This is a genomic window from Pontibacillus sp. ALD_SL1 (genome assembly GCF_017355605.1).
On the sequence record NZ_CP062974.1, the window covers coordinates 2,840,061 to 2,864,846 of the forward strand.

Annotated in this window: 26 protein-coding genes; 7 read left to right on the forward strand and 19 right to left on the reverse strand. The window is 40.3% G+C overall.

The window, feature by feature from the left end; translation table 11 throughout:
• Window positions 1-57 precede the first annotated feature (57 nt).
• Window positions 58-2,202, forward strand: coding sequence for a cell division protein FtsA (locus tag IMZ31_RS14410; protein ID WP_207528007.1), 2,145 nt, complete (start codon window positions 58-60; stop codon window positions 2,200-2,202).
• A 75-nt stretch (window positions 2,203-2,277) separates the two neighbouring features.
• On the opposite strand, the gene ytxJ is transcribed toward IMZ31_RS14410, so the two are convergent.
• The 3 genes from ytxJ to IMZ31_RS14425 form a co-directional block, all read right to left on the reverse strand.
• On the reverse strand, window positions 2,278-2,601 hold the full coding sequence (ytxJ, locus tag IMZ31_RS14415) for a bacillithiol system redox-active protein YtxJ (protein ID WP_207528008.1): 324 nt from the start codon (window positions 2,599-2,601) through the stop codon (window positions 2,278-2,280).
• Window positions 2,602-2,727: 126 nt separating this feature from the next.
• Window positions 2,728-3,168, reverse strand: a complete 441-nt coding sequence (locus IMZ31_RS14420) for a YtxH domain-containing protein (RefSeq protein ID WP_036786509.1) — start codon at window positions 3,166-3,168, stop codon at window positions 2,728-2,730.
• Between the two features lie 26 nt (window positions 3,169-3,194).
• Entirely contained in the window at window positions 3,195-3,629 is a 435-nt protein-coding gene (locus tag IMZ31_RS14425) for a DUF948 domain-containing protein (RefSeq protein ID WP_036786511.1), read from the reverse strand.
• Between the two features lie 192 nt (window positions 3,630-3,821).
• On the opposite strand from IMZ31_RS14425, the gene IMZ31_RS14430 reads away from it, so the two are divergent.
• A complete protein-coding gene (locus IMZ31_RS14430; protein ID WP_207528009.1) occupies window positions 3,822-4,940 on the forward strand; it encodes an aminopeptidase in 1,119 nt (372 codons plus the stop codon).
• A 166-nt stretch (window positions 4,941-5,106) separates the two neighbouring features.
• On the opposite strand, the gene murC is transcribed toward IMZ31_RS14430, so the two are convergent.
• The 9 genes from murC to IMZ31_RS14475 form a co-directional block, all read right to left on the reverse strand.
• Entirely contained in the window at window positions 5,107-6,396 is a 1,290-nt protein-coding gene (gene murC, locus IMZ31_RS14435; protein ID WP_207528010.1) for a UDP-N-acetylmuramate--L-alanine ligase, read from the reverse strand.
• 376 nt (window positions 6,397-6,772) lie between these two features.
• A complete protein-coding gene (locus IMZ31_RS14440; protein ID WP_207528011.1) occupies window positions 6,773-7,888 on the reverse strand; it encodes a nicotinate phosphoribosyltransferase in 1,116 nt (371 codons plus the stop codon).
• Between the two features lie 102 nt (window positions 7,889-7,990).
• Window positions 7,991-11,080: a DNA translocase FtsK gene (locus tag IMZ31_RS14445; RefSeq protein WP_242705571.1), complete on the reverse strand. Its 3,090-nt coding sequence runs from the start codon at window positions 11,078-11,080 to the stop codon at window positions 7,991-7,993.
• Window positions 11,081-11,233: 153 nt separating this feature from the next.
• Entirely contained in the window at window positions 11,234-11,374 is a 141-nt protein-coding gene (locus IMZ31_RS14450) for a hypothetical protein (protein ID WP_207528013.1), read from the reverse strand.
• A gap of 11 nt (window positions 11,375-11,385) precedes the next feature.
• The gene (ytpR, locus tag IMZ31_RS14455) at window positions 11,386-11,994 is read right to left on the reverse strand and encodes a YtpR family tRNA-binding protein (protein WP_207528014.1); all 609 of its coding nucleotides are present in this window, start codon (window positions 11,992-11,994) and stop codon (window positions 11,386-11,388) included.
• A 24-nt stretch (window positions 11,995-12,018) separates the two neighbouring features.
• Window positions 12,019-12,825, reverse strand: a complete 807-nt coding sequence (locus IMZ31_RS14460) for a DUF1444 domain-containing protein (RefSeq protein ID WP_036786521.1) — start codon at window positions 12,823-12,825, stop codon at window positions 12,019-12,021.
• Between the two features lie 155 nt (window positions 12,826-12,980).
• Window positions 12,981-13,301, reverse strand: a complete 321-nt coding sequence (locus IMZ31_RS14465) for a thioredoxin family protein (RefSeq protein ID WP_207528015.1) — start codon at window positions 13,299-13,301, stop codon at window positions 12,981-12,983.
• A 13-nt stretch (window positions 13,302-13,314) separates the two neighbouring features.
• The gene (locus tag IMZ31_RS14470) at window positions 13,315-14,349 is read right to left on the reverse strand and encodes a PTS sugar transporter subunit IIC (RefSeq protein WP_242705572.1); all 1,035 of its coding nucleotides are present in this window, start codon (window positions 14,347-14,349) and stop codon (window positions 13,315-13,317) included.
• A 678-nt stretch (window positions 14,350-15,027) separates the two neighbouring features.
• A complete protein-coding gene (locus tag IMZ31_RS14475) occupies window positions 15,028-15,567 on the reverse strand; it encodes a hypothetical protein (protein ID WP_207528016.1) in 540 nt (179 codons plus the stop codon).
• Window positions 15,568-15,741: 174 nt separating this feature from the next.
• On the opposite strand from IMZ31_RS14475, the gene IMZ31_RS14480 reads away from it, so the two are divergent.
• The gene (locus tag IMZ31_RS14480) at window positions 15,742-16,182 is read left to right on the forward strand and encodes a YtoQ family protein (protein ID WP_188654502.1); all 441 of its coding nucleotides are present in this window, start codon (window positions 15,742-15,744) and stop codon (window positions 16,180-16,182) included.
• Window positions 16,183-16,291: 109 nt separating this feature from the next.
• Here IMZ31_RS14480 and IMZ31_RS14485 read toward each other — a convergent pair whose 3' ends face one another.
• Window positions 16,292-16,810 carry a DUF84 family protein gene (locus IMZ31_RS14485; RefSeq protein ID WP_207528017.1) on the reverse strand — a complete coding sequence of 173 codons (519 nt, stop codon included), beginning with the start codon at window positions 16,808-16,810 and terminating at the stop codon, window positions 16,292-16,294.
• 87 nt (window positions 16,811-16,897) lie between these two features.
• A complete protein-coding gene (locus IMZ31_RS14490; RefSeq protein WP_207528018.1) occupies window positions 16,898-17,965 on the reverse strand; it encodes a M42 family metallopeptidase in 1,068 nt (355 codons plus the stop codon).
• A 153-nt stretch (window positions 17,966-18,118) separates the two neighbouring features.
• Here IMZ31_RS14490 and IMZ31_RS14495 point away from each other — a divergent pair, with 153 nt between their 5' ends.
• Window positions 18,119-18,433: a PepSY domain-containing protein gene (locus IMZ31_RS14495; RefSeq protein WP_036786534.1), complete on the forward strand. Its 315-nt coding sequence runs from the start codon at window positions 18,119-18,121 to the stop codon at window positions 18,431-18,433.
• Between the two features lie 48 nt (window positions 18,434-18,481).
• Here the strand turns inward: IMZ31_RS14495 and IMZ31_RS14500 are convergent, their stop codons facing one another.
• Complete coding sequence (locus IMZ31_RS14500) at window positions 18,482-19,324, reverse strand: YtnP family quorum-quenching lactonase (protein ID WP_207528019.1); 843 nt, start codon at window positions 19,322-19,324, stop codon at window positions 18,482-18,484.
• 58 nt (window positions 19,325-19,382) lie between these two features.
• A complete protein-coding gene (trmB, locus tag IMZ31_RS14505; RefSeq protein WP_207528020.1) occupies window positions 19,383-20,036 on the reverse strand; it encodes a tRNA (guanosine(46)-N7)-methyltransferase TrmB in 654 nt (217 codons plus the stop codon).
• 256 nt (window positions 20,037-20,292) lie between these two features.
• On the opposite strand from trmB, the gene IMZ31_RS14510 reads away from it, so the two are divergent.
• Window positions 20,293-20,454, forward strand: coding sequence for a hypothetical protein (locus IMZ31_RS14510; protein WP_207528021.1), 162 nt, complete (start codon window positions 20,293-20,295; stop codon window positions 20,452-20,454).
• 180 nt (window positions 20,455-20,634) lie between these two features.
• On the forward strand, window positions 20,635-20,919 hold the full coding sequence (locus tag IMZ31_RS14515) for a YtzH-like family protein (RefSeq protein WP_207528022.1): 285 nt from the start codon (window positions 20,635-20,637) through the stop codon (window positions 20,917-20,919).
• Here IMZ31_RS14515 and IMZ31_RS14520 read toward each other — a convergent pair.
• Complete coding sequence (locus IMZ31_RS14520) at window positions 20,909-21,712, reverse strand: phosphotransferase family protein (RefSeq protein WP_207530413.1); 804 nt, start codon at window positions 21,710-21,712, stop codon at window positions 20,909-20,911. The genes IMZ31_RS14515 and IMZ31_RS14520 overlap by 11 nt on opposite strands.
• 191 nt (window positions 21,713-21,903) lie before the next feature.
• Entirely contained in the window at window positions 21,904-22,842 is a 939-nt protein-coding gene (locus IMZ31_RS14525; RefSeq protein ID WP_207528023.1) for a diacylglycerol/lipid kinase family protein, read from the reverse strand.
• 84 nt (window positions 22,843-22,926) lie between these two features.
• Between IMZ31_RS14525 and IMZ31_RS14530 the strand changes: the two genes are divergently transcribed.
• Window positions 22,927-23,946: an EAL domain-containing protein gene (locus IMZ31_RS14530; RefSeq protein ID WP_207528024.1), complete on the forward strand. Its 1,020-nt coding sequence runs from the start codon at window positions 22,927-22,929 to the stop codon at window positions 23,944-23,946.
• On the opposite strand, the gene IMZ31_RS14535 is transcribed toward IMZ31_RS14530, so the two are convergent.
• Window positions 23,933-24,778 carry a nuclease-related domain-containing protein gene (locus IMZ31_RS14535; RefSeq protein WP_207528025.1) on the reverse strand — a complete coding sequence of 282 codons (846 nt, stop codon included), beginning with the start codon at window positions 24,776-24,778 and terminating at the stop codon, window positions 23,933-23,935. The two genes, IMZ31_RS14530 and IMZ31_RS14535, sit on opposite strands and share 14 nt — an antisense overlap.
• Between the last annotated feature and the right edge of the window lie 8 nt (window positions 24,779-24,786).

Genomic DNA, 24,786 nt, shown 5'->3' on the forward strand with positions numbered 1-24,786 from the left:
TGTCACGGGGATTTTCAACATTTTTAGTGAAGAATTTTGTTAAAGGGGTCGAGAAAATTGAAAGAACGCATCTTCGCGCTTGATATTGGAACAAGATCTGTCGTTGGATTACTATTAGAAAAAACAACTAATGACTACGAAGTGATTGATCTTGTTTCAAAAGAACACAATGAACGAGCAATGGTTGATGGTCAAATCCATGATGTACGATCCGTCTCAGAAACGATCGCATCCGTTAAATATATTTTAGAGGAAAAGCATGGCCCCTTACATAAAGTATGCGTAGCTGCAGCAGGTAGAGCTTTAAAGACGAAACGGACAAGTATTTACCAGTCTGTAAGTGGAAAGCCCATTATCGATGATGAAGATGTTACCCATTTAGAATTAAGTGCTGTGCAACAGGCTCAATATGAATTAGCGAAAGAAGAAGCCGAAATGCAAAGTACTCATTACTATTGCGTGGGGTATTCCGTTTTACGCTATCATCTGGATGGCCAAGAATTAGGTTCTCTAATTGATCAACAAGGAGAACAAGTAACGGTAGAAGTTATTGCTACATTTTTACCTAAAGTTGTTGTCGAATCGTTAATTGCGGCTTTACATAGAGGTGCATTGGAAATGGAAGCTCTCACACTAGAGCCGATCGCGGCTATTAATGTTCTCATCCCACCTTCCATGAGGCGCTTAAATGTGGCTCTTGTGGACATTGGTGCTGGAACGAGTGATATTGCCATTACTGACTCAGGAACCGTCACAGCATACGGTATGGTCCCTGTAGCGGGGGATGAAATTACAGAAGCCATTAGTGACCATTACTTACTTGACTTTCCTTTAGCTGAAAAAGCCAAAAGAGATATTAGCACCCATCAAGAAACAACGATTACAGATATACTTGGATTTGAAACGACTGTTACCTATAACGATTTAGCAGAAGCCATTGACCCTGCAATCGAAAAGCTAAGTATAGCCATACGAGATGAAATCCTTCTCTTAAATCATAAAGCTCCTAAAGCTGTGATGTTAGTTGGTGGAGGTAGCTTAACACCTGATTTACCGAGAAATCTTGCGCGTATGCTCGATATCCCAGAAAACCGTGTAGCGGTTAGAGGAATTGATGCGATTCAGTCCTTAAAGAAAACGGAAAATTTACCGACAGGACCGGCTTATGTCACACCAATCGGTATAGCGATTTCATCCAATCAAACCCCTGTGCAATACATTAGTATCACCGTCAACGATCGGACGATTCGCCTCTTTGATATCAAAACGCTAACAATCGGTGATTGCCTTTTGGCAGCCGGTATTGAGATCAAGAAACTATTCGGTCGTCCGGGTATGGCCAAATTAATCCTTTTAAATGGAAATCAACTCACCTTAAAAGGAGAACATGGTACAGCACCGGTTATATTGAAAAATCAACAGCCTTGTTCTCTGAATGACACTATTCAAAACGGAGATATACTAAGCGTTACTAAAGGAGAAGATGGGACCTCTCCAGATGTCACATTAAAAGATCTCCTGGGAGAACTCCCTCATTTTACGATAACCATGAATGGGCAAAATCATCAAATCCAACCCGCCCTTCACGTAAACGGAAAGAAGCAGATGCTAACCTACATTGTTCAAGACCGTGACCAGGTAGTATTAGAGACGCACCATACAGTTCAGTCTTTCCTTCAATCCATTGGCCAAGAATGGATGCTTGAAGAAACAGAACCATTTGATATCACAGTTAACACCAAAGAACATAGAATTGCTCCTCATAGAATAACGATGTTAAAAAACAAGAAAGAGGTTCACCCAGAATCTACTTTACAAGACGGAGACCAACTGACGACGAGCAAACATTATCCTATAGAAGCACAAGCCCTTCTAAAGCACCTGAACGCACCAACAAACAATTCTATAGAAGTGTTCTTTAACAACAGAAAACTGACACTTCACAAACCTATAAACATACTCACAAAAAACGAGGAGCCTCTTAAGGCGAGTGACCTTATCTATCCAGGGCAAAACTTAGAGTTAAAAGAAACTAATTCTTTGAACTTTATCTTTCAAGATGTATTTCGCCATGTGGATATCGATCTAACAAAAGGAAGAAACTTTAAAATATATCGAAATGAACAAGAAGCCACTTTCTTTGAACCCATCCATTCTGGTGATCGACTCGAATTACAGTGGCTTAGGGAAGTAAAGAATTGAAAAAACAAGGATGAAACCATAATGGTTTCATCCTTGTTTTCGTAATAAGAGAACTTATATGATCAGTCTCTTCATTTATTGATCAGCTTTTGCCAACGCTTCTTCTTTAATGTGCCAATGAGAAGTATTCCACGTTACTTTGTCTCTGTTAAACAACAGTACCTGCGGAGACTCATGTTTCACACCAAATGCTTCTGCTATTTGATTGGAGAACTCTCTTGATTCTTGTATATTTAGCATAAACATTGGAGTTTCCGTTTCTGAAGAATAGCTTTCGTATGCTTGTTTTGCCCCAGAGCTAATAGGACAAGTCAAACTATGCTTTAACAACATCACTCGTTCGTGTTGGGCTAATTTCTCTTTTAGCTCATTGTAGTTCTGTAAAAGCGTTACAGCCAACGTCAATCATCCTCCTCTATTTAAGACCCACCTCGAAAAAGGATCTTCATGACAACAAAAAAGTTGCTAGTATCAATGTAGCATACTAGCAACTTTTTCCCAAAATTATTCGTTTAACCACCTTGTTTAGTAAGTGGTAGTAGTCGTCGTTGTTTCTTGTTGTCTTTCAAGCTCTTCCGCCGCCTCTTCAATGGCTTCAGCTACTTCCTCAGCAGCTTGTTCAGCTTCATCATTTGTATTGCGGAATTCGCCGACTTTCGTTTTCACTCGAGAACTAAGGTCCTGAGACTTCTCAGAAACATTTTGAGACCACTGAGAAGATGTTTCTACAGCACGGTCTTTCCATTCTGTTCCCTTTTGGTACGCGACATCTTTCCATTCGCCGGCACGTTCACGAACGTATCCTGACTTTTGGTTTAGATCATCTCTTACTTCTCTTCCAGACTTAGGAGCAAATAAAAGGGCTGCAGAAGCTCCTACGATGCCACCAATTAGTGTGCCTATCATGAAATCTTTACTGTTAATGTTCTCGTTTTGATTTTTGTTCTGGTTCTGATCTTGTGCCATACTCTATTCCTCCTAATAAAATAAAATTATTGTACTGCTTTTTCATCTTGTGGTTTTTCTTTTTTCCACTTTTTATAGAGATCAATACCGACCTGACCCCACTTCATGGCCTGAGCAGCATTGTCTTTATTCTGGTCAGCTGTATGCTTTAAATTGTTCGACATCGTGTGCAGTGATTGATTAAACTCATGAACAGAATCCCCAATCCCCTTGACGCCGTCTACTAATGTATTCAATTTTTGAGTCTTTTCTCCAATATCCTCTGCTAGGTGATTGGTCTTCTGTAATAATGATGTTGTTTCAGTTGTAATGCCTTCCATTTGCTTCTCTAAGCCGCCCATTGTGGACGCAACGTTTTCTAGCGTTTTACGAGCTGACTTTAGAGTTTTGGATATGTAAATAACTAAAACAGCAAATGCAATAGCGAAGATTAGTGCTGCGATATATAGTATGATGATCATAATGCCCTGATTCACCCCTTTAAAATGTAGTATAGTTAATCGTCTTCCCTTTTACTAGTCCGTATAAACGTGTCGAATTACAGATTGGGATTATTTTATAGTATTCTCTTTTTTTGAAGAAACTCCTGCAACTCATTTCTTTTTTTTAGCTAGAAATTTCTGTATCATATGAATAGAAAAGGAGGAATTGTTATGCGCGATCCAAGACTGCAACAACTAGCACAACAAATTATTCATTACTCTATCGATCTACAAAAAGGTGAAAAAGTACTTATAGAAAATACAGGCCTTCAACAAGAGCTGGTTTCCTCTCTTATTGAGGAAGCATATAAAGCAGAAGGTCAACCCTTTGTGAACGTGAAAGACCCAAAAGTACAGCGTTCTTTATTAAAGAATGCGACTGAAGAACAGCTCCACTTGCAAGCAGAACAAGAGGCTTCTTTAATGACCCAAATGGATGCATATGTAGCCATACGCTCTGGCGAGAATATCTCCGAGCTTTCGGATGTACCTGCAGAGAACATGAAGCTATACAACCAAACAGTTGGACAGAAAGTACATAGAGAAATTCGTGTCCCAAAGACGAAGTGGTGCGTGCTCCGCTACCCAAATGCTTCTATGGCTCAATTAGCAAACATGAGCACCGAGCAATTTGAAGACTTTTACTTCAATGTCTGTACTCTAGATTACAAAAAGATGGACCAGGCTATGGACTCATTAGTAAAACGTATGGAAGAAACAGACCGCGTTCGAATTACAGGGCCAAACACAGACTTAGAGTTCTCTATTAAAGGCATACCGAATGTTAAATGTGCCGGTCACTTAAATCTCCCAGATGGGGAAGTCTACACAGCGCCAGTGAAAGACTCTGTTAACGGAACCCTTCACTATAACACACCATCTCCATACAATGGTTTCACTTTCGAAGACGTGTTCCTTACATTTAAAGACGGAAAGATCGTTGATGCAACAGCAAACGATACGGAACGAATCAACGAAATCTTCAACACAGACGAAGGCGCTCGCTATATTGGAGAGTTTGCAATTGGTGTGAACCCTTATATTCTTCACCCAATGAAAGACATCCTCTTTGATGAGAAAATCGATGGAAGCTTCCACTTCACCCCAGGTCAGTGCTACGACGAAGCACCAAACGGTAACGACTCAGCCATACACTGGGATATGGTTATGATCCAGCGTACTGAATACGGTGGTGGAGAAATTTATTTTGATGACGTGCTGATTCGTAAAGATGGAAGGTTTGTGGTTCCTGATTTAGAGGCTTTAAATCCTGAGAATTTAAAGTCGTAGTTATTTGATTTTCATTCGAAACTACGTTGAATTCGGAGAAGCAGTTTTGTATTCGCTCTAATCATCATAAAAACGCGTAGGAGACTCTCCTACGCGTTTTACTAGTATTTATTCTTTTCTAGAACAAACCCGCCCTCTTAAATAAGAAGGCAAAATGTATTATATATTATTCATTCTCATAAGCCTCTTGGAATTTCTGAATATCCCCAGCGCCCATGAAGATCAGCACACTATCACCATGCTCTTTTAAAACAGCTGTTTCATTTAATTCCAATAGACGCGAAGCTTCAATCTTCTCTTGAAGGTCGTTAATCGATAAATTACCCGACTCTTCGCGAGCAGATCCAAAGATGTCGCAAAGGTACACGAAATCAGCTTCTTTTAAGCTATCTGCGAACTCTTGCAGGAACATGCGCGTTCTCGTGTAAGTGTGAGGTTGGAAGATCGCTACAACGTCCTTCTTCGGATATTTCTTCTTCGCTGATTCAATCGTTGCTAAGATCTCACGTGGATGGTGAGCGTAATCATCAATAACTACTTGATCATTGTGCTTCTTCTCTGTAAAGCGACGCTTAACACCTTTAAAGTTTGAGATATGCTTAATATCATCTGAAGGAATCCCTTCATATTGGCATAGTGCAATAACTGAGAGTGCATTTAATACATGATGGTTCCCGTATCCAGGGATCGTGTATGTGTTGTAATACGTGTTACGAACAAAAACGTCAAATGTAGTACCATTTTCATCTTCAGAAATATTAGAAGCCTGAAAGTCGTTACTATCACCTAAGCCATAGTACACGACAGGTACTTTAGCCTGGATCTCTTGTAACTGATCATCATCGCCACATGCGATGATACCCTTTTTCACTTGGTAAGCCATTTGCTGAAAGGCATCTACGACGTCATCAAGGCTTGTAAAATAATCCGGATGATCAAAATCAATATTTGTCATAATCGCATAATCCGGCTCGTAAGCCAAGAAGTGCCTGCGGTATTCACAAGCTTCGAATACAAAGTACTCTCCATCTTCATGACCCACTCCTGTTCCGTCACCGATTAAGAACGACGTAGGCTTAATGTTGCTTAATACGTGGGCAAGCAAACCTGTAGTCGAGGTCTTACCATGCGCACCTGTTACAGCAATACTTGTGTAATTCTGTAACCATTCTCCAAGAAATTCATGATAACGGAATAAAGGCAAACCCAATTCTTCCGCTGCCTTGATTTCTTCGTGATCATCTCCAAATGCATTTCCGGCAATGACCGTTAAGTTGTCTTTGATATTTTCTTTTGAAAAAGGCAGAATCGGAATGTTCTTCGCTTCAAGCACTTCTTGTGTGAAAAAACGCTTCTCAATATCAGAACCTTGTACATTCTCCCCCGCATCATGAAGGATTTGTGCTAGTGCACTCATCCCGGTACCTTTAATACCAACAAAATGGTAAGTTGTCATATAGATAGAACCTCCACAAATTTACAGTCATTTCTGTTTCTTAGTATATGTATTCAAGCTCAACTTGCGCCTAATTTACTTTAACTTTCACGTCTCCCCCTATTATAACAAAACAGTGTGTAGACGTGAATCAATTCGACAAAAACCGTTAGTAAACCCCACAACGTTTCCAAGTTTTTTCTCTTAGTACATATGAACCGCTTTCTTATATTCCCACCTTTAAGCCCCCACAAACCTAAACAGGGGGAAAAACTTCCCCAAGCACTCATCAAACGTAACGGCCCTATCTACACAAAAGTGTCTCAGTTTCTCTATTCTATGTGAGGGCTCTTATATGGAATAGAGAAATTCAAAGAAAAAGACTGACAACAAAGTGTCAGTCTTCAGGATTGTAATATTCAACTTTTTCTAAGCGTGGGTTCGGACGGTATCGTCTTCCATCTTTAGCTTCCGGCTTGCCATTGATCATGACATTATCACCCGTGAAGGATGTATTCATTTTCAATAAGCTACTACCTACTCCATAAATATCTACAGGAACTTTAAGTTTCTCGAATTCACGAATGCGCTCTTCAGTGAAGCCACCGCTTACTACAATCTTCACATGCTGGAATCCTTCTGCATCTAGTGCCTTACGAAGGGCAAAAATTAACTCAGGATTCACGCCTCTTGGGTCAAATGTACCCATAAGGTGTTGATTTCTCAGGAAATACTTATCGACAAGAGCTCTAGATGTATCTACTCGTACACCTTTTAGTTCGTCTCCGAACTCCCTTGCGACTTTAAGTGAATCTGTAATGACATCGTTGTTGTAGTCCACGAGTGCTGTAAGCTCATCATTAGGAAATTGCTTATGATACGCTTTAGCTGCTGCTACAATGTCACCTTGGAACATTTGGATTAAGGCGTGAGGCATAGTTCCCATACCTTCTTTCCCCCACCACTCATTCATAGCGTGAGTCGCCTGGGCAGTTGAACCTCCGATATAAGCTGCGTAGCCATCTCCAGCCTGTTGGGTGTAGTGATCATCACGATCCCCCATAAAGATAACAGGCTTTTGCTTGCCTGAAGCACGCGCAGCTTTTACCACGTTATATACGTTCGTGGATACCGACGTTCGGCGAGAAAGAATTCCGTCAACGATCCCCTCTAGATACCCAAAATACTGATATGGGCCAGTAATGGTTAAGACTGTTTCAAAAGGCTTCACACGGTCGCCATCCTTCAATGAATGAATCACTAACTCTTCCGGGTGGTCAGCAAATGTATGGATCAGCGCAATGGCTTCGTCTGTACCACATAGTACTGCGTCATCTTTTTGGAAAAACTGCATAGTGATATAGTTGTCTGGAAGTGTGCTTTCAACAATATCACGTGTTTTTAAAAAGTAAACAGCGGAGAACCAACCCTCTCGAATACGTTCGTCAAATTTAAACGTATGATTCGTAAGACGTTTGATTTCGCCGTTCATCTTTTTTTCAATTTCTTTCATAACTTTGTAACCCCTCTTATGGTCATTCTCCTCGTATAGCATCCATCTTCTTATAGTATAAAATTCCTTGGATTTCGACAAGTTTTATATGAGATTGGGAATTTATTCATGATCACGTCGTAACTCTTCAAACCCAGCATGATCCATATAAACGTCACGAGGTTTACTGCCTTTAGATTCAGAGATTATGCCTTTCTCCTCCATCGTATCAATTAGGCGTGCAGCACGATTATAACCTACTTTGAAACGTCTTTGCAGAAGAGAAGCACTTGCGCCATTTTGATCAATAACAAACTGAACCGCTTCTTCAAACAAATCATCTTCAGCTTCTTCAAAGTTAGGCTGTTGCATCAGCTCTTCTTGTTCAAATAAATAGTTTGGAGAGGCAATCTTCTTCACATGGTTAGTAATCCGCTCAATTTCCTCGTCTGATACAAATGCGCCTTGAATTCGTTTTGTTTTTCCTGCTCCATTTTCTAAGAATAGCATATCTCCACGACCTAACAGCTTTTCAGCACCTGCTGAATCAACTATTGTTCTTGAGTCCACTTGAGAGGATACACTAAATGCAACACGTGTTGGAATATTCGCTTTAATAAGTCCTGTAATGACATCTACTGAAGGTCTTTGGGTTGCTAATAATAAGTGAATTCCACAAGCTCTTGCTTTTTGTGCGATTCGGCAAATAGCATCTTCAACGTCTTGTGGAGACATCATCATTAAGTCGGCAAGCTCATCAATCACAATAACAAGATATGGCATTTTGTCATTAAGTCGGCCTTTGGCTTTTATCTTATCATTATAACGATCAATATCGCGAACGCCTTCTTCTACAAAACGCTCATACCGCTGCTCCATCTCTTTTACTGCCCATTTCAAGGCAGATGTTGCTGCTTTCACATCTGTAATAACAGGTGCTACTAAGTGTGGCAATTCATTATATGGAGCTAACTCTACCATCTTTGGATCGATTAACAGAAACTTAACATCTTCATGGCTTGCCTTATATAACAGACTGAGCAAAATTGTATTGATACATACACTCTTACCAGAACCCGTTGCTCCTGCTATTAAACCGTGAGGCATTTTCTTTAAGTCTGTCACAATTGGTGATCCCTCAATATCAAGTCCTAATCCAACTGAAAGAGGAGAAGACTCCCCTTGGAAAGCCTCACTTTCAAGGATTTCTTGAAGCCCAACTGCTTCTGACTTCTGGTTCGGAACTTCGATTCCAATCGCATTTTTACCAGGGATCGGAGCTTCCATTCTTATATCCTTTGCAGCTAAGCTCATTTTAATGTCATCAGAAAGGTTTGTGATCTTACTTACCTTCACACCCGGCTCAGGTTGCACTTCAAATCGCGTCACGGCCGGGCCCTTCATGGCATTAACAACTTTAGCCTTCACATGAAAATTATGAAGCGTTGTTTCAAGCAACTGCATTTGCTCTTCAATCCATTCATCTTCACTTTCCATACGCTTCGGCGGATCATTTAATAAGTGGTAAGGAGGAATTGTCGACTGAGTAGGAGCTTTCTCTTTTACCTCTACCTCTTCTTCCACTACCTCTTCTTGTTTCTGAGATTTTTCGACTTGTTTAGGTTGAGTCGGTGTGACCGCCTTTTGTTGATCACGATGTCTCTTATCTCGCGGCGTCATAATGACATTGAATGGACGACTTCTACGTTTAGGACGTTCTGGTTCTGTTTGCTCACTTGCTACCTTTTCTTTGTCACTAACCTGGGTGTCTGCGACCTCTTCTTCAGCTCCACTCTCATCCTTGCTATTCGTAGGTTGTTCTTGTGTTTCCTCAGTATCTCTTTCTTCAAAGGATGATTCTTGCGTTTGTTTCAGTGGTTCTTCCTCAAGGGTTTGACCCGTTACCATCTCTTCAGGGCCATCCATATTAGGGGTTTCATTAACCGATTGTGCCTCATTTGTTTCAAATTCAAAGTTGTCTACACTTTGTTGCTCCTCTTCAGCTTCGTCTTTAAACGTCACTGTTTCATTGAAGGACTCCTCAACTTCATCTGTATCAAAGGTTTCATCAACTGTATAAACATCATCAAGATCTGAGCTATTGTCTAATTGCTCTCCAGATGTCGTTTCAGGCTCTTCGGAATAAGCTTCATACTCTGCTATTCCTTCGTTCGCTCCTTCTTCCTCCGTGCCGCTAGTTGTCTCTCCTATTTCAGAATCACTAACTGCTTTCTCCTCAGGCACATGCTCGTCCTGGTAAGCGAATTCTTCATCTACTAAGGGAACTCCCTCTTCCTCATAGGATTCATCCATTTCTAACATGGAAGGAGGAAGATGACTATTTTTTGATTCGCTTATGGGCGTATCTTTTTCAGTTCCTTTTTCATTTTCTACTACCGAATCGTCAGTAACTTTTTCATTTGATAAGATCTCTTCGTCTGGAGAGTCTGATTCCGTATCACGAGATCCATACATAATAATTGTAGGTGGTACATCTTCATCTTCTTGTTCTTGTTCGGAAAAGGATTCTTCTTCATGTGTACTCTCATTCTGCTCATCGTGATCGAATAAGCCAATAACGTTATCCTCTTCTGGCTCTTGCACTTCCTCAGCTACCTGATCTTCTGATACAGATACTAATTCTTCCTCTTCTTCTTGCGTAAGAGGGATCATAGACTTGGAAGGATGTGTTTCTGGCAACACTTTGGCTAATGTAGATTCATAGAGTCGGTCGTCTTCGTCTGCTTTCTTCATAATAGAAGGCAGATCATCTAATACCGTCTCACTGAAATGACCTTCCCTTTTACCATACCCGTAAATAGGAGAAGGAACATTACTTGGTGTGAATGGAGATCCTTGTTCGAAGGAGGATGGTTGGTATGTATCCTTTTTGCTCCATTCTTTCTTTTGTTGAGCCTGAGAATATTTATATGAATCATAATTCGATCGTTGACTTTGAGTGCGATTGGACTGTTCATTTTTAGAATCCGTGTTACGTTGCCGCGGTTCTCGTTTCTGTTGGCTATCAGGAATCATAGGAAAGCGAAAATTACCTTGTTTCGGATATTGATACACCATCTTAGTTTGAAATTGCTGCTGACTTTGTTGACCTTGCTGCTTCTGATGTTTCGTTTCATCCTCTTGCGGAAATGGGGGCTGTTGATCTCCTGGAGATTGCTCTTCTTGTCGCATTTGCTGCAACCAATTTTTCATTCTATTCCACATGAAACCTCACTCTTTCTTTCAATTTTAGAATTAATCCTATTTTAACAGTTTTTCGTCTATTTGAGTGCGCCATAATGCCCGATTCTAAAAATCTTACTTTAGGCGCACATATCCCTACACTATTCGTATCCTAAGCCTCTTTCAAGGGGGAGAAATGGCTGCCTTTTCAAATGGAACCATTTTTTTCAGACTAAGATCATAAGCACTTTCCCTTACCATGTATTGCAGATGAACAAAACGACCAGAGATCGTCTCTGGTCGTTTTGTTTGTCTTCTATTCATTTCAGCAACACTCACGTTAAGTCGAAAGGTTGTCCTACTTCATACGTGTCTTCAAGAACAAGAATCCCTTTTTCTTTCGGTGCATCCGGAAGGCCAAGTTCTTTTGCAGAGCAAATCATACCGCTCGATGGAACACCACGAAGCTCAGCATCTTTAATTTCCATGCCACCTGGCATCACAGCCCCAACTTTAGCTACAACTACTTTTTGACCAGCGTCTACGTTTGGAGCTCCGCACACGATCTGAACCGTCTCATCCCCTAAGTTTACTTGGCAAACGCTTAATTTATCAGCATTTTCATGTTGTTCTTTTTCTTTCACATATCCAACTACGAATTTCGGTGAAAGGTCTACGTTTAACTCTTCAGCTAGTTCGTTCTTTTGGAATATGTCATGAATCGCTGTAAGCCATTCTTCCGTTAGTTGGATGGCTCCTTTTTCGTTGATATTTACGTAGGAAGAGGCGTTAAAGATATTGTACCCTAATAGATTTCCATTTGACTGATCAGAGATCTTCACAACATCGCCAAAGCGCTCTTGCTTAACCTCATTACGATCTCCTTGTGCTACTGGGATAATTAACACATCACCAATTCCATCTCGGTTATAAAATACTTGCATTCACTTGACTCCCTTTCTATTCCATTAATCTGATTTCGGTTTGTTTTGAGCTAAAACGAAGATAGGTTCAAGGTTTTTATCTTCATAAAGGAATGGTAACGATGTGATCGGTACACGACCTTCTGCAAAGAACTTCATATTCATCTGAGCTAAGATGTCATAACCAGAAGCATTCTGAATATCTGCGAAAATACACACATCACCATGAGGAACAGCCACAGCTAGTTCTCCCACACTTTGAGCTTTCATTTGCTCTAATAAAGATTCATTTAAGATGCGTGATGCATCATAGCCATCATTAGAGGATAAGAAATAAAATGTGTTCCCTGCGACTTCATCTTGTTTCATTCCCGTCTCAAGAGAACGAAGGTTAAAGCGCGCGATTTCTCTAATTCTTTCTTGATCTAATCCCTCTTCTTGTAACATAGCATGGTCGATTAAACGGTACGACTTTCCTAGATCTAAGGCATAATAAATACGCGTCTCTGCTGTATGTTCATCTGTAACAAGCTTTTCCCCTTCATTGGATTCCGTCGGGAAAGAAGCAGCTCGGACAACAGGGTAAATACTCTTTTCTTTACCAGATAACTGCTGTTTCTCATTCATAATGCGTAACGCTTCATGAATGTGTTCTTCTAGTTCATCAAGAGCTTGATCTTTCTTTTGCTCATACTTAGAAATAATGCCTGGTAAAGATATTTCTATTCCTTGTTTTGTATCTGCCCACTCTACACGGAATGTATCTTTATCACGGTTGAATTGAGTCTTCCATTCTGGATTCTGTAACCTAGACTCTAACAACTTCTTCATTTTAATACTCGTCATCTTCATTATTCTTCCTCCTTTATATGATGAAGGAAACATATACGTTTGTTATTTTAGCATGAATTCGATAGGGAAAAAAGTTTCTATCCTTCCCCATGTAGTCTGCTCTGTTCGAAAGAAAGAGCTGCCCTGAAAGTTTTCCAGAACAGCCCTGTCTCTCATTATTTAGCTAACTCTTGGATAAATGTTTCGATTTCCTCACGGGTCTTGCGATCTTTACTTACGAATCTACCTGTTTCTTCTCCATTTTTGAAAGCGACGAAGCTAGGAATACCAAAAACAGAAAGGTCTGCACATAAATCAATAAATTCATCTCGGTCTACATAATAGAACTGAACATTTGTATACGTTTCTTCTAACTCTGGAAGAAACGGTTCAATAACACGACAATCCGGGCACCATGTTGCAGAAAATAGAAGGATTGTTTGTTGATCTTCCTGGATAATCTCTTTATATTGTTCCATAGACTCTAATTGTTTCATTTCGATCGACTCCTTATTCGTACTCAATAGTCAGATCACCATATTGGATCCAACCTTTTTTTCTAAACCACTCTGATAATAACAAAGTGATAAGGGCTGGACCAACAATATGCAACAACAAAATTTGAATTAGTATATCAAAAGAAAATCCATATACTTGAAAAGTCATAATTTGTCCTACGAAGCCACTAGTACCCATACCAGCTCCTGGAGCATTGTTTTCTAATTGCAACCACACTGTAGCAATAGGAGCTAAAATGGCTCCTGCAATTGTAGGAGGGAGGATAAGAATCGGTTTCTTTAAAACATTCCCAACTTGAAGCATAGACGTTCCAATCCCTTGAGCTAGCCAACCGCCCATTCCGTTCTCTCTATAACTCATCGTCGCAAAGCCAATCATCTGTGCCGCGCATCCAACTGTCGCAGCACCAGCTGCAATTCCACTAATGTCTAACATCAGAGCGATCGCAAGGCTTGATATAGGTGCTGTCAACGCCCATCCCATTAAAATCGCGACGATCATTCCCATAATAAAAGGACGCTGGTCCGTTGACCACTGAATGATCTCACCAAAGCTTACCATAAAGGTATTTACGGGGGGGCCAATTACAGAAGCAACCCCATACCCTACGAAAATCGTGACAAGTGGCGTTAATATGATGTCTAAACGCGTTGTTTTATTGATTAGCTTTCCAGCTTCAACAGACAAAAGGGTGGCCACATAGGCGCCAGCTGGTCCACCAAGGCTCGCCCCAAATGCACCGCTAAAGAGAGCCGTGAACATAACAAGGGGAGGTGCTTTAAGTCCATAGGCAATTGCGACGCCAATCGCCCCTCCCCAAACTTTTGTATCCATAGCAAACGTTCCCATCTCCACAAGCATAGCAGAACCCGGAAGTGCAACTTGTTCACCAATTGTTTTAATAATAAGTCCAATAATTAAAGATGAGAACAAACCAAGTGCCATATAACTAAGGGCGGTAATTACATACTCTTTCCAAGAAAGGCTTACCCCTTTCTTGTGCAAAAATGCTTTGAGCTTATTCACTCCACATCAGCCTCTCAATAGTATCAATCGCTTACATCTTACCGAATCACAAAAACCAAAGCAACTAAAAACAAGGCTCTGTTCATTTTTCATTCATTCCATATAAGCCCCCTTATACGGAATGCTCGAAGTTGAGATATTTTAGCTGGGAGGGACCGTTATGCTTGATGAGTGGTTGGGCTTGCTCGGGGACAACTCGCTTTCCTGCGGGGAGCTGGGAAGCCTCCTCGTTCGCTTTCGCTCTCTGTGGGGTCTTCCCTAGGCTCCTTCCCCCGCGGGAGTCTCGCAGTCCCCGAGCAAGCCCTTGCTTTAATGTGGTGAACGGCCCAGCAGTTCGTATCAGGAGTCTGATATCACCCTATATTGCATGTTTTCGTTCACTCTTATATGGCAAAGGTGGGCCTGGAAACTGCGAGACTCCCGTGGGCAGAAGAGCCAGTCTAGTTCCGGCGTGCCGGCTGAGGAGGCTCACCAGCTCCCCACAGGAAAGCGAGTGGTTTCCAGGCCCACCTTACACTCAATTAAAGCAAACGGAAACATTCTCTCAGCTTTAAAAAAAAAGCGGAAGGGCGTTTAGCAACGTATAGACTGGACTGAAGCACATAATAGTAGTGTTTATCATAGACCGCGTTAAAAAAAGCTGACCAAATGTTCTTGGCCAGCCTTTCCATACGTTCGTTAGTTTGATGTTGATAGAACAATTGAATGAACGACCTTCATCATTTTTCCGGCGTCCTCTTCCATTGCATTTAAATCAGTTTCGGTCGTCATCTTAACGCCGCCTGCTCCAACTTGTAATTCATAGGTATCTTCATCAATGGACGCAACTTTCATGTAACCAAATACCTCATCACTCTCAAATCCTTCGACAACAAGAATATTTTGGTCTTCTTTTGCTGACTGATAGAACGTCTTACTCGTTTTCTTTTCAAAAGGATTGTAAAAAAGAATAAACTGTCTCTCATCAGATTCTAAGAGGATGTTATTAGGAGAATTAGAAACTACCTCCATTGATTCTGGTAAATACATGGATACGTTCTCAAGCTCCGTATTTAATGACAAGTCATCTACAGTTAATGAAGATTCAGCAGCTTGTTTCGCTTCTTGAATGACAGCTTCTTCTGACTTAAAGAAACCTCCAACAAACAAACCTAGCAGAATAACAACAGCTATTCCAATCAAGAACATTAATAGCCATTTAGGGTTGAAAGCTTTCACACATACTCTCTCCTTGAATAATCTCGTTACTTCCTTCAGCAACAGTTCCTATACATATCATACTATGGAATACAAATTTGACAAGTAAAGATTTCAGACTTGCAAACTGTCATATGAAAGCGTTTGTGCTACACTATATAGTGATATATAAAAGTAATGAGAGGGGAAAGACTAATGAAACTAACCGTGTATTTAGCAGGTCAAATTCACGATGATTGGAGAAAAGACTTAGAAAAGAAAGCTGAAGAAAAAGGTTTACCCGTACAGTTTGTAAGTCCTCAAACCAACCATGACCGTTCGGATTCTATAGGAGAAGATATCCTAGGCGAACAACCAGGAAACATTTACCGTGATGACGTTGCCTCAAGTGTTAACAACTTACGAACAAAAGTACTACTAAATAAATCCGATCTTGTCATTGCACTTTTTGGAGAAAAATACAAACAGTGGAATACAGCAATGGATGCAGCTACAGCAATCAATCAGGACATCCCAACTATACTGATTCGCCCTGAATCCCTACACCATCCACTCAAAGAACTATCAAACAAAGCCAACGTAACCGTCGAAACCATCGACCAAGCCTTAGAAGTAATCGAGTACATTTTCGAATAGGCCCAACCTTTCTGGTCCGTTATGGTAGTAAGTGCTTGGGCATGCTTGGGGAGGTGAACGGACCTGAGCATGATTATACCCAAATCCAATACATACAAAAAAAGGGCGATTATGCATCGCCCTTTTTACTATAATAAAACTCGTATTGACCTTTTAATAGTTGAACAATGTGAGCAAACATACCTGATCTGTTCACAAGTTCGTTTGTAAACACACCGATTGCCCCTTCATTGTGACGAACATTTTCACCCTTAGCATAATCATCTATTACCTCGCCAAGTTCTTTACCTTTGTTTAACTCATTTGCAATTGAATCGGGTAGAGGGATTCTTGCACCACCTGCTACAAATGTGTTCTCATCAGAGTCCACTAACGCTCCCCAGTTACATAGGTACAAGTCATTCTCTAACTCCATAACGCCACCTTCGAGACCGATTCCTACAACACCTTTCTCTGTCTTGGCGCATTCTCTAGCACGATTAACCGCTCCTTCAAGTGTTTCTTCATCACAAAAAGGCTGAGAGGAAACCCTGGAGGAAACTTCAATCCCGTCCACTTGATCATTATCAAAGATTTGTTGCACAGCTTCAAGTTTTGCAGGGTTGGTAGAGCCAACGATTATTTTCATCGTTACATCCTTTCTTGGATCAAAAACCTACATATTAACGCATCAAAGGTTGTTCTATCTATTATAAGAGAACAACCTTTGAACATGTTACCCGTTTTGTTTGATTTGTTCAAGAGTATTTTGATCAGTTGTTCGAACTAGCTTCGTAATCAGTTCCTTGGCAGCTGCATAATCATCCACGTGAATCATGGAAGCGGAAGTATGAATATAACGTGAACAAATGCCAACAACAGCTGATGGAACACCTTCATTCGAAGTATGAACACGACCTGCATCTGTCCCACCTTGTGAAATAAAGTATTGATACGGAATATCATTGGATTCAGCCGTATCAAGAATAAAATCACGGATTCCTCGATGCGTCACCATCGTTCTATCAAAAATACGAAGCAATGCTCCTTTACCTAGCTGACCGAACTCTTTCTTATCTCCAGACATATCATTTGCTGGAGAGGCATCAAGTGCATAGAAAATATCTGGTTGAATCATATTAGCAGCTACTTGCGCACCACGCAACCCTACTTCTTCCTGTACCGTAGCGCCAGAGTACAACTGATTCGGAAGCTTTTCATTTTGAAGTTCCTTCATAAGCTCCACAGCAAGCCCGCAACCATATCGATTATCCCAAGCTTTAGCTAAAATTTTCTTCTCGTTCGCCATTGGAGTGAACGGGCAAATTGGCACAATTTGTTGTCCTGGCTTAATGCCAATTTGTTTAGCATCATCGGCATCGTCTGCTCCAATGTCAATCATCATATTCTTAATTTCCATAGGTTTCTTGCGTTGCTCAGGAGTAAGGTTGTGTGGAGGGATAGAACCAATCACCCCTGTAATAGGACCGTTGTCTGTCATAATCTGTACTCGTTGAGCTAATAGTACCTGGCTCCACCAGCCGCCTAGTGTTTGAAAGCGAATCATTCCGTTTGGAGTGATCTGAGACACCATAAAGCCAACCTCGTCCATGTGTCCTGCAACCATAACTTTTGGTCCATCACCATTCTTCACTCCAAAAACGCCACCTAAGCGGTCTTGTATAATCTCATCTGAGTATTTCTCAAGCTCTCCTCTCATAAAAGAACGGACAGCATGTTCATTTCCCGGAGCTCCTTGTAGCTCAGTTAAAGTCTTGAATAAATCTAGCGTTTCTTGATTCATATGTATTCATCTCCAATTTTTTATCACTTGATCTCTTCATCATTTTAACGAATGTTCTGAATTGTTTCCACCTATCTAACCCTATTATTTTCTATTTTGCTCATTTTCGTCTATACTATTAAGTATAAATCGTTTAGTAGAGAGGTGTTAGGAATGAAATTGAAACGTTCATTGTTAGCTTTAGGTATCGGTACAGTAGTCGGTGTTGTTGCTTGGAAACAGATAAGCGATAAACAGCAACTATCTCCTGAGAAGGCTCTTAAGCTCGCGAAGGAATCCTTCAAGCGCCAGGGTCCTATTAGCGGCTCTTGGATCCACATGAAGACAGAGGAATTCTCAAGTGACGATCTCCCTTATACAGTATATCGCGGAGGAGTCTCACGCTCTCTTGATGGCCAGACAAAGCAATACGAATTCTATATGGATGCCGTTACAGGCACTATTTTAGACGTTAGCGTTGTAGCCTAAACCGTACACAAAAGGTATCTCCGTAAACAGGAGATACCTTTTTCATGTTTAACGATCCCTTTTTAATTTATCCACTATCTCTCCATCACAGTTAAACTGTATAGCTCTATAGTAAGCATCATGATAAAACGTATACCAAGCCTGACGCTCATATCCGTATTTCATCCAATCTTCCTTCTGATAAACAGATGTAACAGGATAATCATCATACGCTAATACCCATAGCACGTTTTGATGAGCGTGTGTGGGCATAATATCAGCCATATGTATAAAAAGTTCTTCCTCATCCGCAAACTTTATGATGCTATGACCCGCACTATGTCCACCAGTGTGAATCATGTATAACCCTTCTGCAATCTCTACAGATTCATTAAATGGATGAACTTGTGACTCAATTGGCTTCCAGTTCTCTTCCCAATATGTATTCTTTGAACGAATATTAGGAGATCTCATTTCATTCCATTCTACAGATGAAGTATAAATGAAAGCATTCTCGAAAGCAGGAACCCACTTATCTTCTTTCCATTTGGTTAATCCACACGCATGGTCAAAATGAAGATGTGTCATCAAAATTCCATCTATTTCACTGGTATGATAGCCTAATTCTTTAAGGGAATCCTCTACGGATGACTCTTCATCTACACCAAAATTTCTCAGTTGTTTTTCCGTCATCTTACCTTTCCCAATTCCAGCATCAATTAGGTACTTCTTTCCGTCAACTTCTAACAGAATGGGATCTGTCCTAAGTTCTATTTGATTTTTTTCGTTGTGTGGATATTTCCGGCTCCATAGAGGCTTTGGAACAACTCCAAACATCGCTCCACCATCTAAATGTGTCACGCCACCATTTAACCAGGTTAATTTTGCGCGTCCAACATGTAACGTTTCCATAACATCCCCTCCATACTTCAATAGTTTAACACAGAGGAAATGTTTGATGTAAACGTTATCAATCCGTTAGTTTTTCCGGAAAACGTACACGACAACGATAGATAGGTTGCCCCTTATTTGAGAACTTCTCTTCATATTCTGTCATGACATTCAAAGGGTCTTCTAACGTATGAAGATCCAAGTTAACCTCTTCAATTTTACAACCATATTGGGAAAAACTCATAAGTGAGTATTCAAAAAGCTGTTGGTTGTCGGTTTTCATAACGATTTGACCACCTGGTTTCAGAACTGCTTCGTATTGTTCCAAAAAGGTATGGAACGTTAAGCGGCGTTTCTCATGGCGTGATTTAGGCCATGGATCAGAGAAGTTTAGATAAATTTGATCCACTTCATTATCTCCAAACAAATCTCTCAGATCACTTGCGTCTACATTAAGGAGACGGACGTTGGATACGTCTGCATCTAATACTTTTCGAAGGGCACCTACAATTACACTCTTAACTCTCTCTATACCTATAAAATTGATCTCAGGATGCTGCTTACCCATTCCAGATATAAACGCACCCTTACCTGATCCAATTTCTAAATGAAGAGGCTGATCCTCTGTAAACTCATTTTTCCAATTTTCTTTTTTTGAAAAGGGCTCTTCTACAACAACATGGTTATTCTCATGCATGAAGTCATCGGCCCACGGTTTGTTCCGAAGTCGCATCTTGCCTTCCTCCTTACCATAATCAATGTATACCTTATCACGAACAAATAAAAAGTGAAAGTTTTTGTCGATACGAAGCAAAACCGTATTTCCATAAGGATAAGCATGCTTTTTTAACTCTCAGCACCTGCTAAGATCTTATATCACTAAATAAGGTGAAATTTCATCCTAAAAAAGGTAAAAATGCTGTTGGGTTGGAAGCGCTTTCTATTTTATGATATAGAAAGTGTTCAAATACGGGAAACGGAGTGATCACATGTTAACTTTCTTATCTAAATGTACAGAAGCGTTTGTTTTGTTTATGCTAGGCATATCCTTTGTAGGTTACGCTGCTTTTGTTTATCCATTTGAGAAACTTCATGAGAAAACAAATAGAGAAGTAAAAGCGAATCAGCTTAAATATGCACCGAACGCGTAACACAACACATTCACTACTGCGAAATATTTCATATAACCAATAAAAAAGAACTTTGGGATAGAATACCCCAAAGTTCTTTTTTTACCCTATGTGATGACGCTTAAGTTCTTAAATGTTGATAATGGTGTACATATTCCCTCTAAATCCGTAAAAACTACGGATAGAAAGGGGATAGACTATATGCCATTAACAGTAAAAGATCAAGTCAACGTACTTTATGATTTACTCAGTGAACATTCAGAAGACTGCTGCGGTAGCGTATCTGAGTGCCAGCAAATTCAAAGGTTAGTCCGTTCCATTCTTACTAAAAAAGAATTGCAGGACGAAACTGTCCTACGTTCCTTACCGGCCATTTATGACTATGGAAAAGCCGGAGAAGATTCAGGTGACTTAACTAGCCATATTACATCGAACCAGTCTCAATTAGAAGAATGGGTAACGTCCATTGGAAATGTTAAATATTAATAATCCCCAGCTTCACCATAAGCCGCTTAAGGTCTTCAAGCCAACGAGCGGCTTCTGATTCTTCATTCCTGCTTTTATGCCACTGAATAAATGAAACGGTTTGGGCTACAATGTACCAATGCATGCGTACCAATAAAGGTTCATCTAACTCAATACCATAAGTGTCTAGCCAAACATCCCATTCCTCTTCCGGGATGTACCAATGTAAAATCATTCCCAAATCCATAGCAGGATCAGCTACCATCGCATTGTCCCAATCAATTAAAAACAGTTGATCTGCATCTGTTAAAAGCCAGTTATTGTGGTTCATGTCACTATGACACACCACTTTCTTCTGGTTTTGAACGTGTGGAAGCTGCTGCTCAAGATAGCGCAATGCCTGATGAATTTCTATTTGAGTATTTATGAAACTTGAACACTGCTCTTGTTTCCTTAAATCATTTAAATAATCGATAGGATCTAAAGGTTGTTTCCCTAATCGCATAAGCAGATCTAACAATTCGGAAGAATGATGAATTTTACTTAACAGTTGGGCTACTCGAGGATGCTTGATCTCTTCAGGCTTAAGCTCTCTTCCTTCTAACCACTGTTGAGCGGTAATAACATCACCATTTTCCATTCGTTTCGTCCACACAAGCTTAGGGACGATCCCTTCTGCTGATAACACAGCTAAAAAAGGTGAGGAATTTCGTTTAAGAAATAGGCGCTTTCCTTCACGGTGTGCATAGTAAGCTTCTCCTGTGGAGCCGCCTGCTGGGGTAATTGTCCAATCATTACCGAGTATTTGTTCCAACCAATTCACCTTCAATTCCTCAAATCTGTTCAGGTTTGTTTTCTTTATAATCGTAAGCATGTATAATTGTTATGAATATCGCACAGAGTCATAACGTGCCTAACTATTAAAGCAATATTTTCATGTTGTTTTTAAAGACACGACATCAATAGATTAACGCATTTCAACTGTCGAATTCAAGTCTTATTCCGTTATTTCTTTCCTTTAAATACGGGTCTAGGTATATATACCTTTTGTATGTGACAAGATTGGCATGAACCAGACTCACCGTCAACATGATAAGACAAGACCTCTTCGCTCTTAACAGAGACCTTAGATCCAGTTAGAACCTCTACCTCTTTAAATCGAACATGGCCACCCCAAAAAACGGTCACAAACATCACAAGCACTTTCCATTTTGAAATATTATGAAGGACGAGAAGCGCCACTTGGTTCGATTGTATGCGAGCGTTTGGAAGTATCCGCATCCCTCCGCCGTAGTAACCATGTATTCCAACTGTGACCATCCATACGTTTGTTAGTATTCGCTTTTCCCCATCTACTGTTAACTCTATTGTTTTTGGATGAAAGGATCGTAACGTTCTTAATAGCGCCAAACAATAGATGAGAAAACCAACATTGTAGTGATTTAGCCATTTCTTTACGATCGAATTATTTGCTGCCTTTACAATTTCTCCATCAAAACCAAAGCCAATACTGTTCGCAAAAAGCCTTGTGTTTTTTTCCTTACGATGATCCGTCAGGTAGCTTCCTACACGATAGGCTGAATATTGTTGCTCACTTCCTATGATATCTTTAAATATTGCAATGGGATCTTTCTTCGAAAGTGTAGCCTTGCCAAAGTCATTACCAGACCCACCAGGGATAAAAGCAAGAGGAATGGAAGGGTGATGTTTAAGTCCATTCAAAACTTCATGAATGGTGCCGTCTCCCCCTATAACAATTAAACATATAATTCTATCTTTGTATATTTCTGTAACTTGCTGAACAAGGGCTTCTGCATGTCCTTCATGTTGTGTTAGAAAAGCTCGGCATTCCACCTCTTTATATATAGGAGATTGACGTACTTCTTCAAACACTTTCTTAGCCTTGCCGCTCCCGGCAAAAGGGTTCACAATAACGATATACATATTAAAAATTCCCCTTTTCCAAACCTTATTACTTCTGAAAATAGTCCTATTTCTATTATACTAGTATAAAAAGGAGTGTTGATTATGTCTATCGAGTGCCAAAGGTGCGGAACTTCCGTATCACTGCCTTCTAGTGGATACATGACCGTACGAACAACCAAAAATCAAACTTGGAAACATTCTATTCAGCTACCAGTTAGCCAGCAGGAAGAAAGCTTTCTTATGTATGAATTCAACTCCCAATCCGAATTACTACAAGGTCTACAAACTTTAATGGACCACGACATGAAGCAAGAGTGGGTTCATTTCTCTGACGTACCTGGAAACAAGTCCTTTCCTATGCAGGTTGAACATCTGTTTGAGCGCCTCTCCTATCCTGAGCTTGTAACAATTATTGAAGAAGGTCTTTTTACATCTTACCTTCAGCCAATTGTGCACATGGATACAGGGGAGGTCTATGGATACGAAGCCCTTTTGCGATCAACGGAGAGAAACGTTTCTCCAGGAGAGTTATTTTCTTTTGCCAAAAGAGCCGGCCTTCACTCAATGTTGGATCAGAAAGCTCGTGAAGAAGCTGTAAAAGCCAAAGCTCAACATCTTTTTGATGGTCAAAAATGCTTTATTAACTTCCTTCCATCTACAATCTATGTCCCTGAACATTGTTTAAGCCATACTTTTAACATCGTTAAAAAGTACAACGTTGACCCAGGGGATCTTGTCTTTGAAGTTGTCGAAACTGAAAGAATTCACAGCATTGATCACTTACATAATATCTTTTCGACGTACAAAGCTTCAGGCATGCACGTAGCATTAGATGACGTAGGTAGTGGCTATAGCACGTTAGAAGTTCTTAGTCTATTAAAGCCAGACGTAGTAAAGATTGACCGGGAATATATCAGAGATTGTCACGAGGACTATGACAAACAAACATTTTTAAAATCAGTAATCAAAACTGCTTCCGAATTGTCAATCACCTTACTAGCTGAAGGGATTGAAACCAAAGATGAATACAAATGGCTGGAAGAGTCAGGAATCCACCTTGGGCAAGGCTATTTTATTGGAAAGCCATCACCTCAACCAGTTGAAGCCTTTATTCTTCCCTAATATCGTCTTCTTGGTTCCATTCTGTTCGTTTGACAGAAGTAAATTGTGTATAGTGGAGCAAGGTCGCCATAACTTTCATCTGCTGGTACTTTAGTGGTGACTTGAAGGATCTCATTTGTTCAAACCATTCCTCGTATTCATCTTGTCCTACATACTCCGTCTGATAGGGTTCAAGATTAAACTCTATTTTGTTTTCCGGAGACAGAACTAGTTGTTTAACAGGGTAATCAATGCTATGAGCTTTCAAGATACTTTGCACGATTCGTGACGTCCTTTTTAGTGAAATTAAGGGACTCAAAAAACGAGTTCGAACATTACTCTCTTCTTTATACCATGAACGTTCATCCCCGGGGATCAATGTCGTACTCTCCGTCTCGTTAATGAGCTTCACACAATAGATGCCCTGGGGATGGATTATGATTGAGTCTGTTTCAATAGGCGCTTTCTTAATACGAAAAATCGGTTCATATAAAAGGAGAAACGTGTCTGGGAATCGCTGTAAAAAATAACGAAGCGTTTCATCCCGCTCGTACATCCCATCTAAAAAAGACATCTCCGTTAACGATCGGGATGCCCACTTTAATTGAAATGGTAGTAACCCATCAAGAAAATATTGCTTTACTTCTTGCTCATTGTCTGGAATACTGCCGTTGTAAATAAAAGAACTCAAGGCTTCACGATAATCCGTATCTTCTAATTCAAAACGACGATCCCACAAAGACTTTAACTTTTTCCAGTTCCCTTGTTTGAGGCGTATAAATTGCCCAGGATATCGATAAGGATCCGTCGAATACCGTGATACATAATCTTGAAGTTTAATTAACTGTGCCACTATAAAGT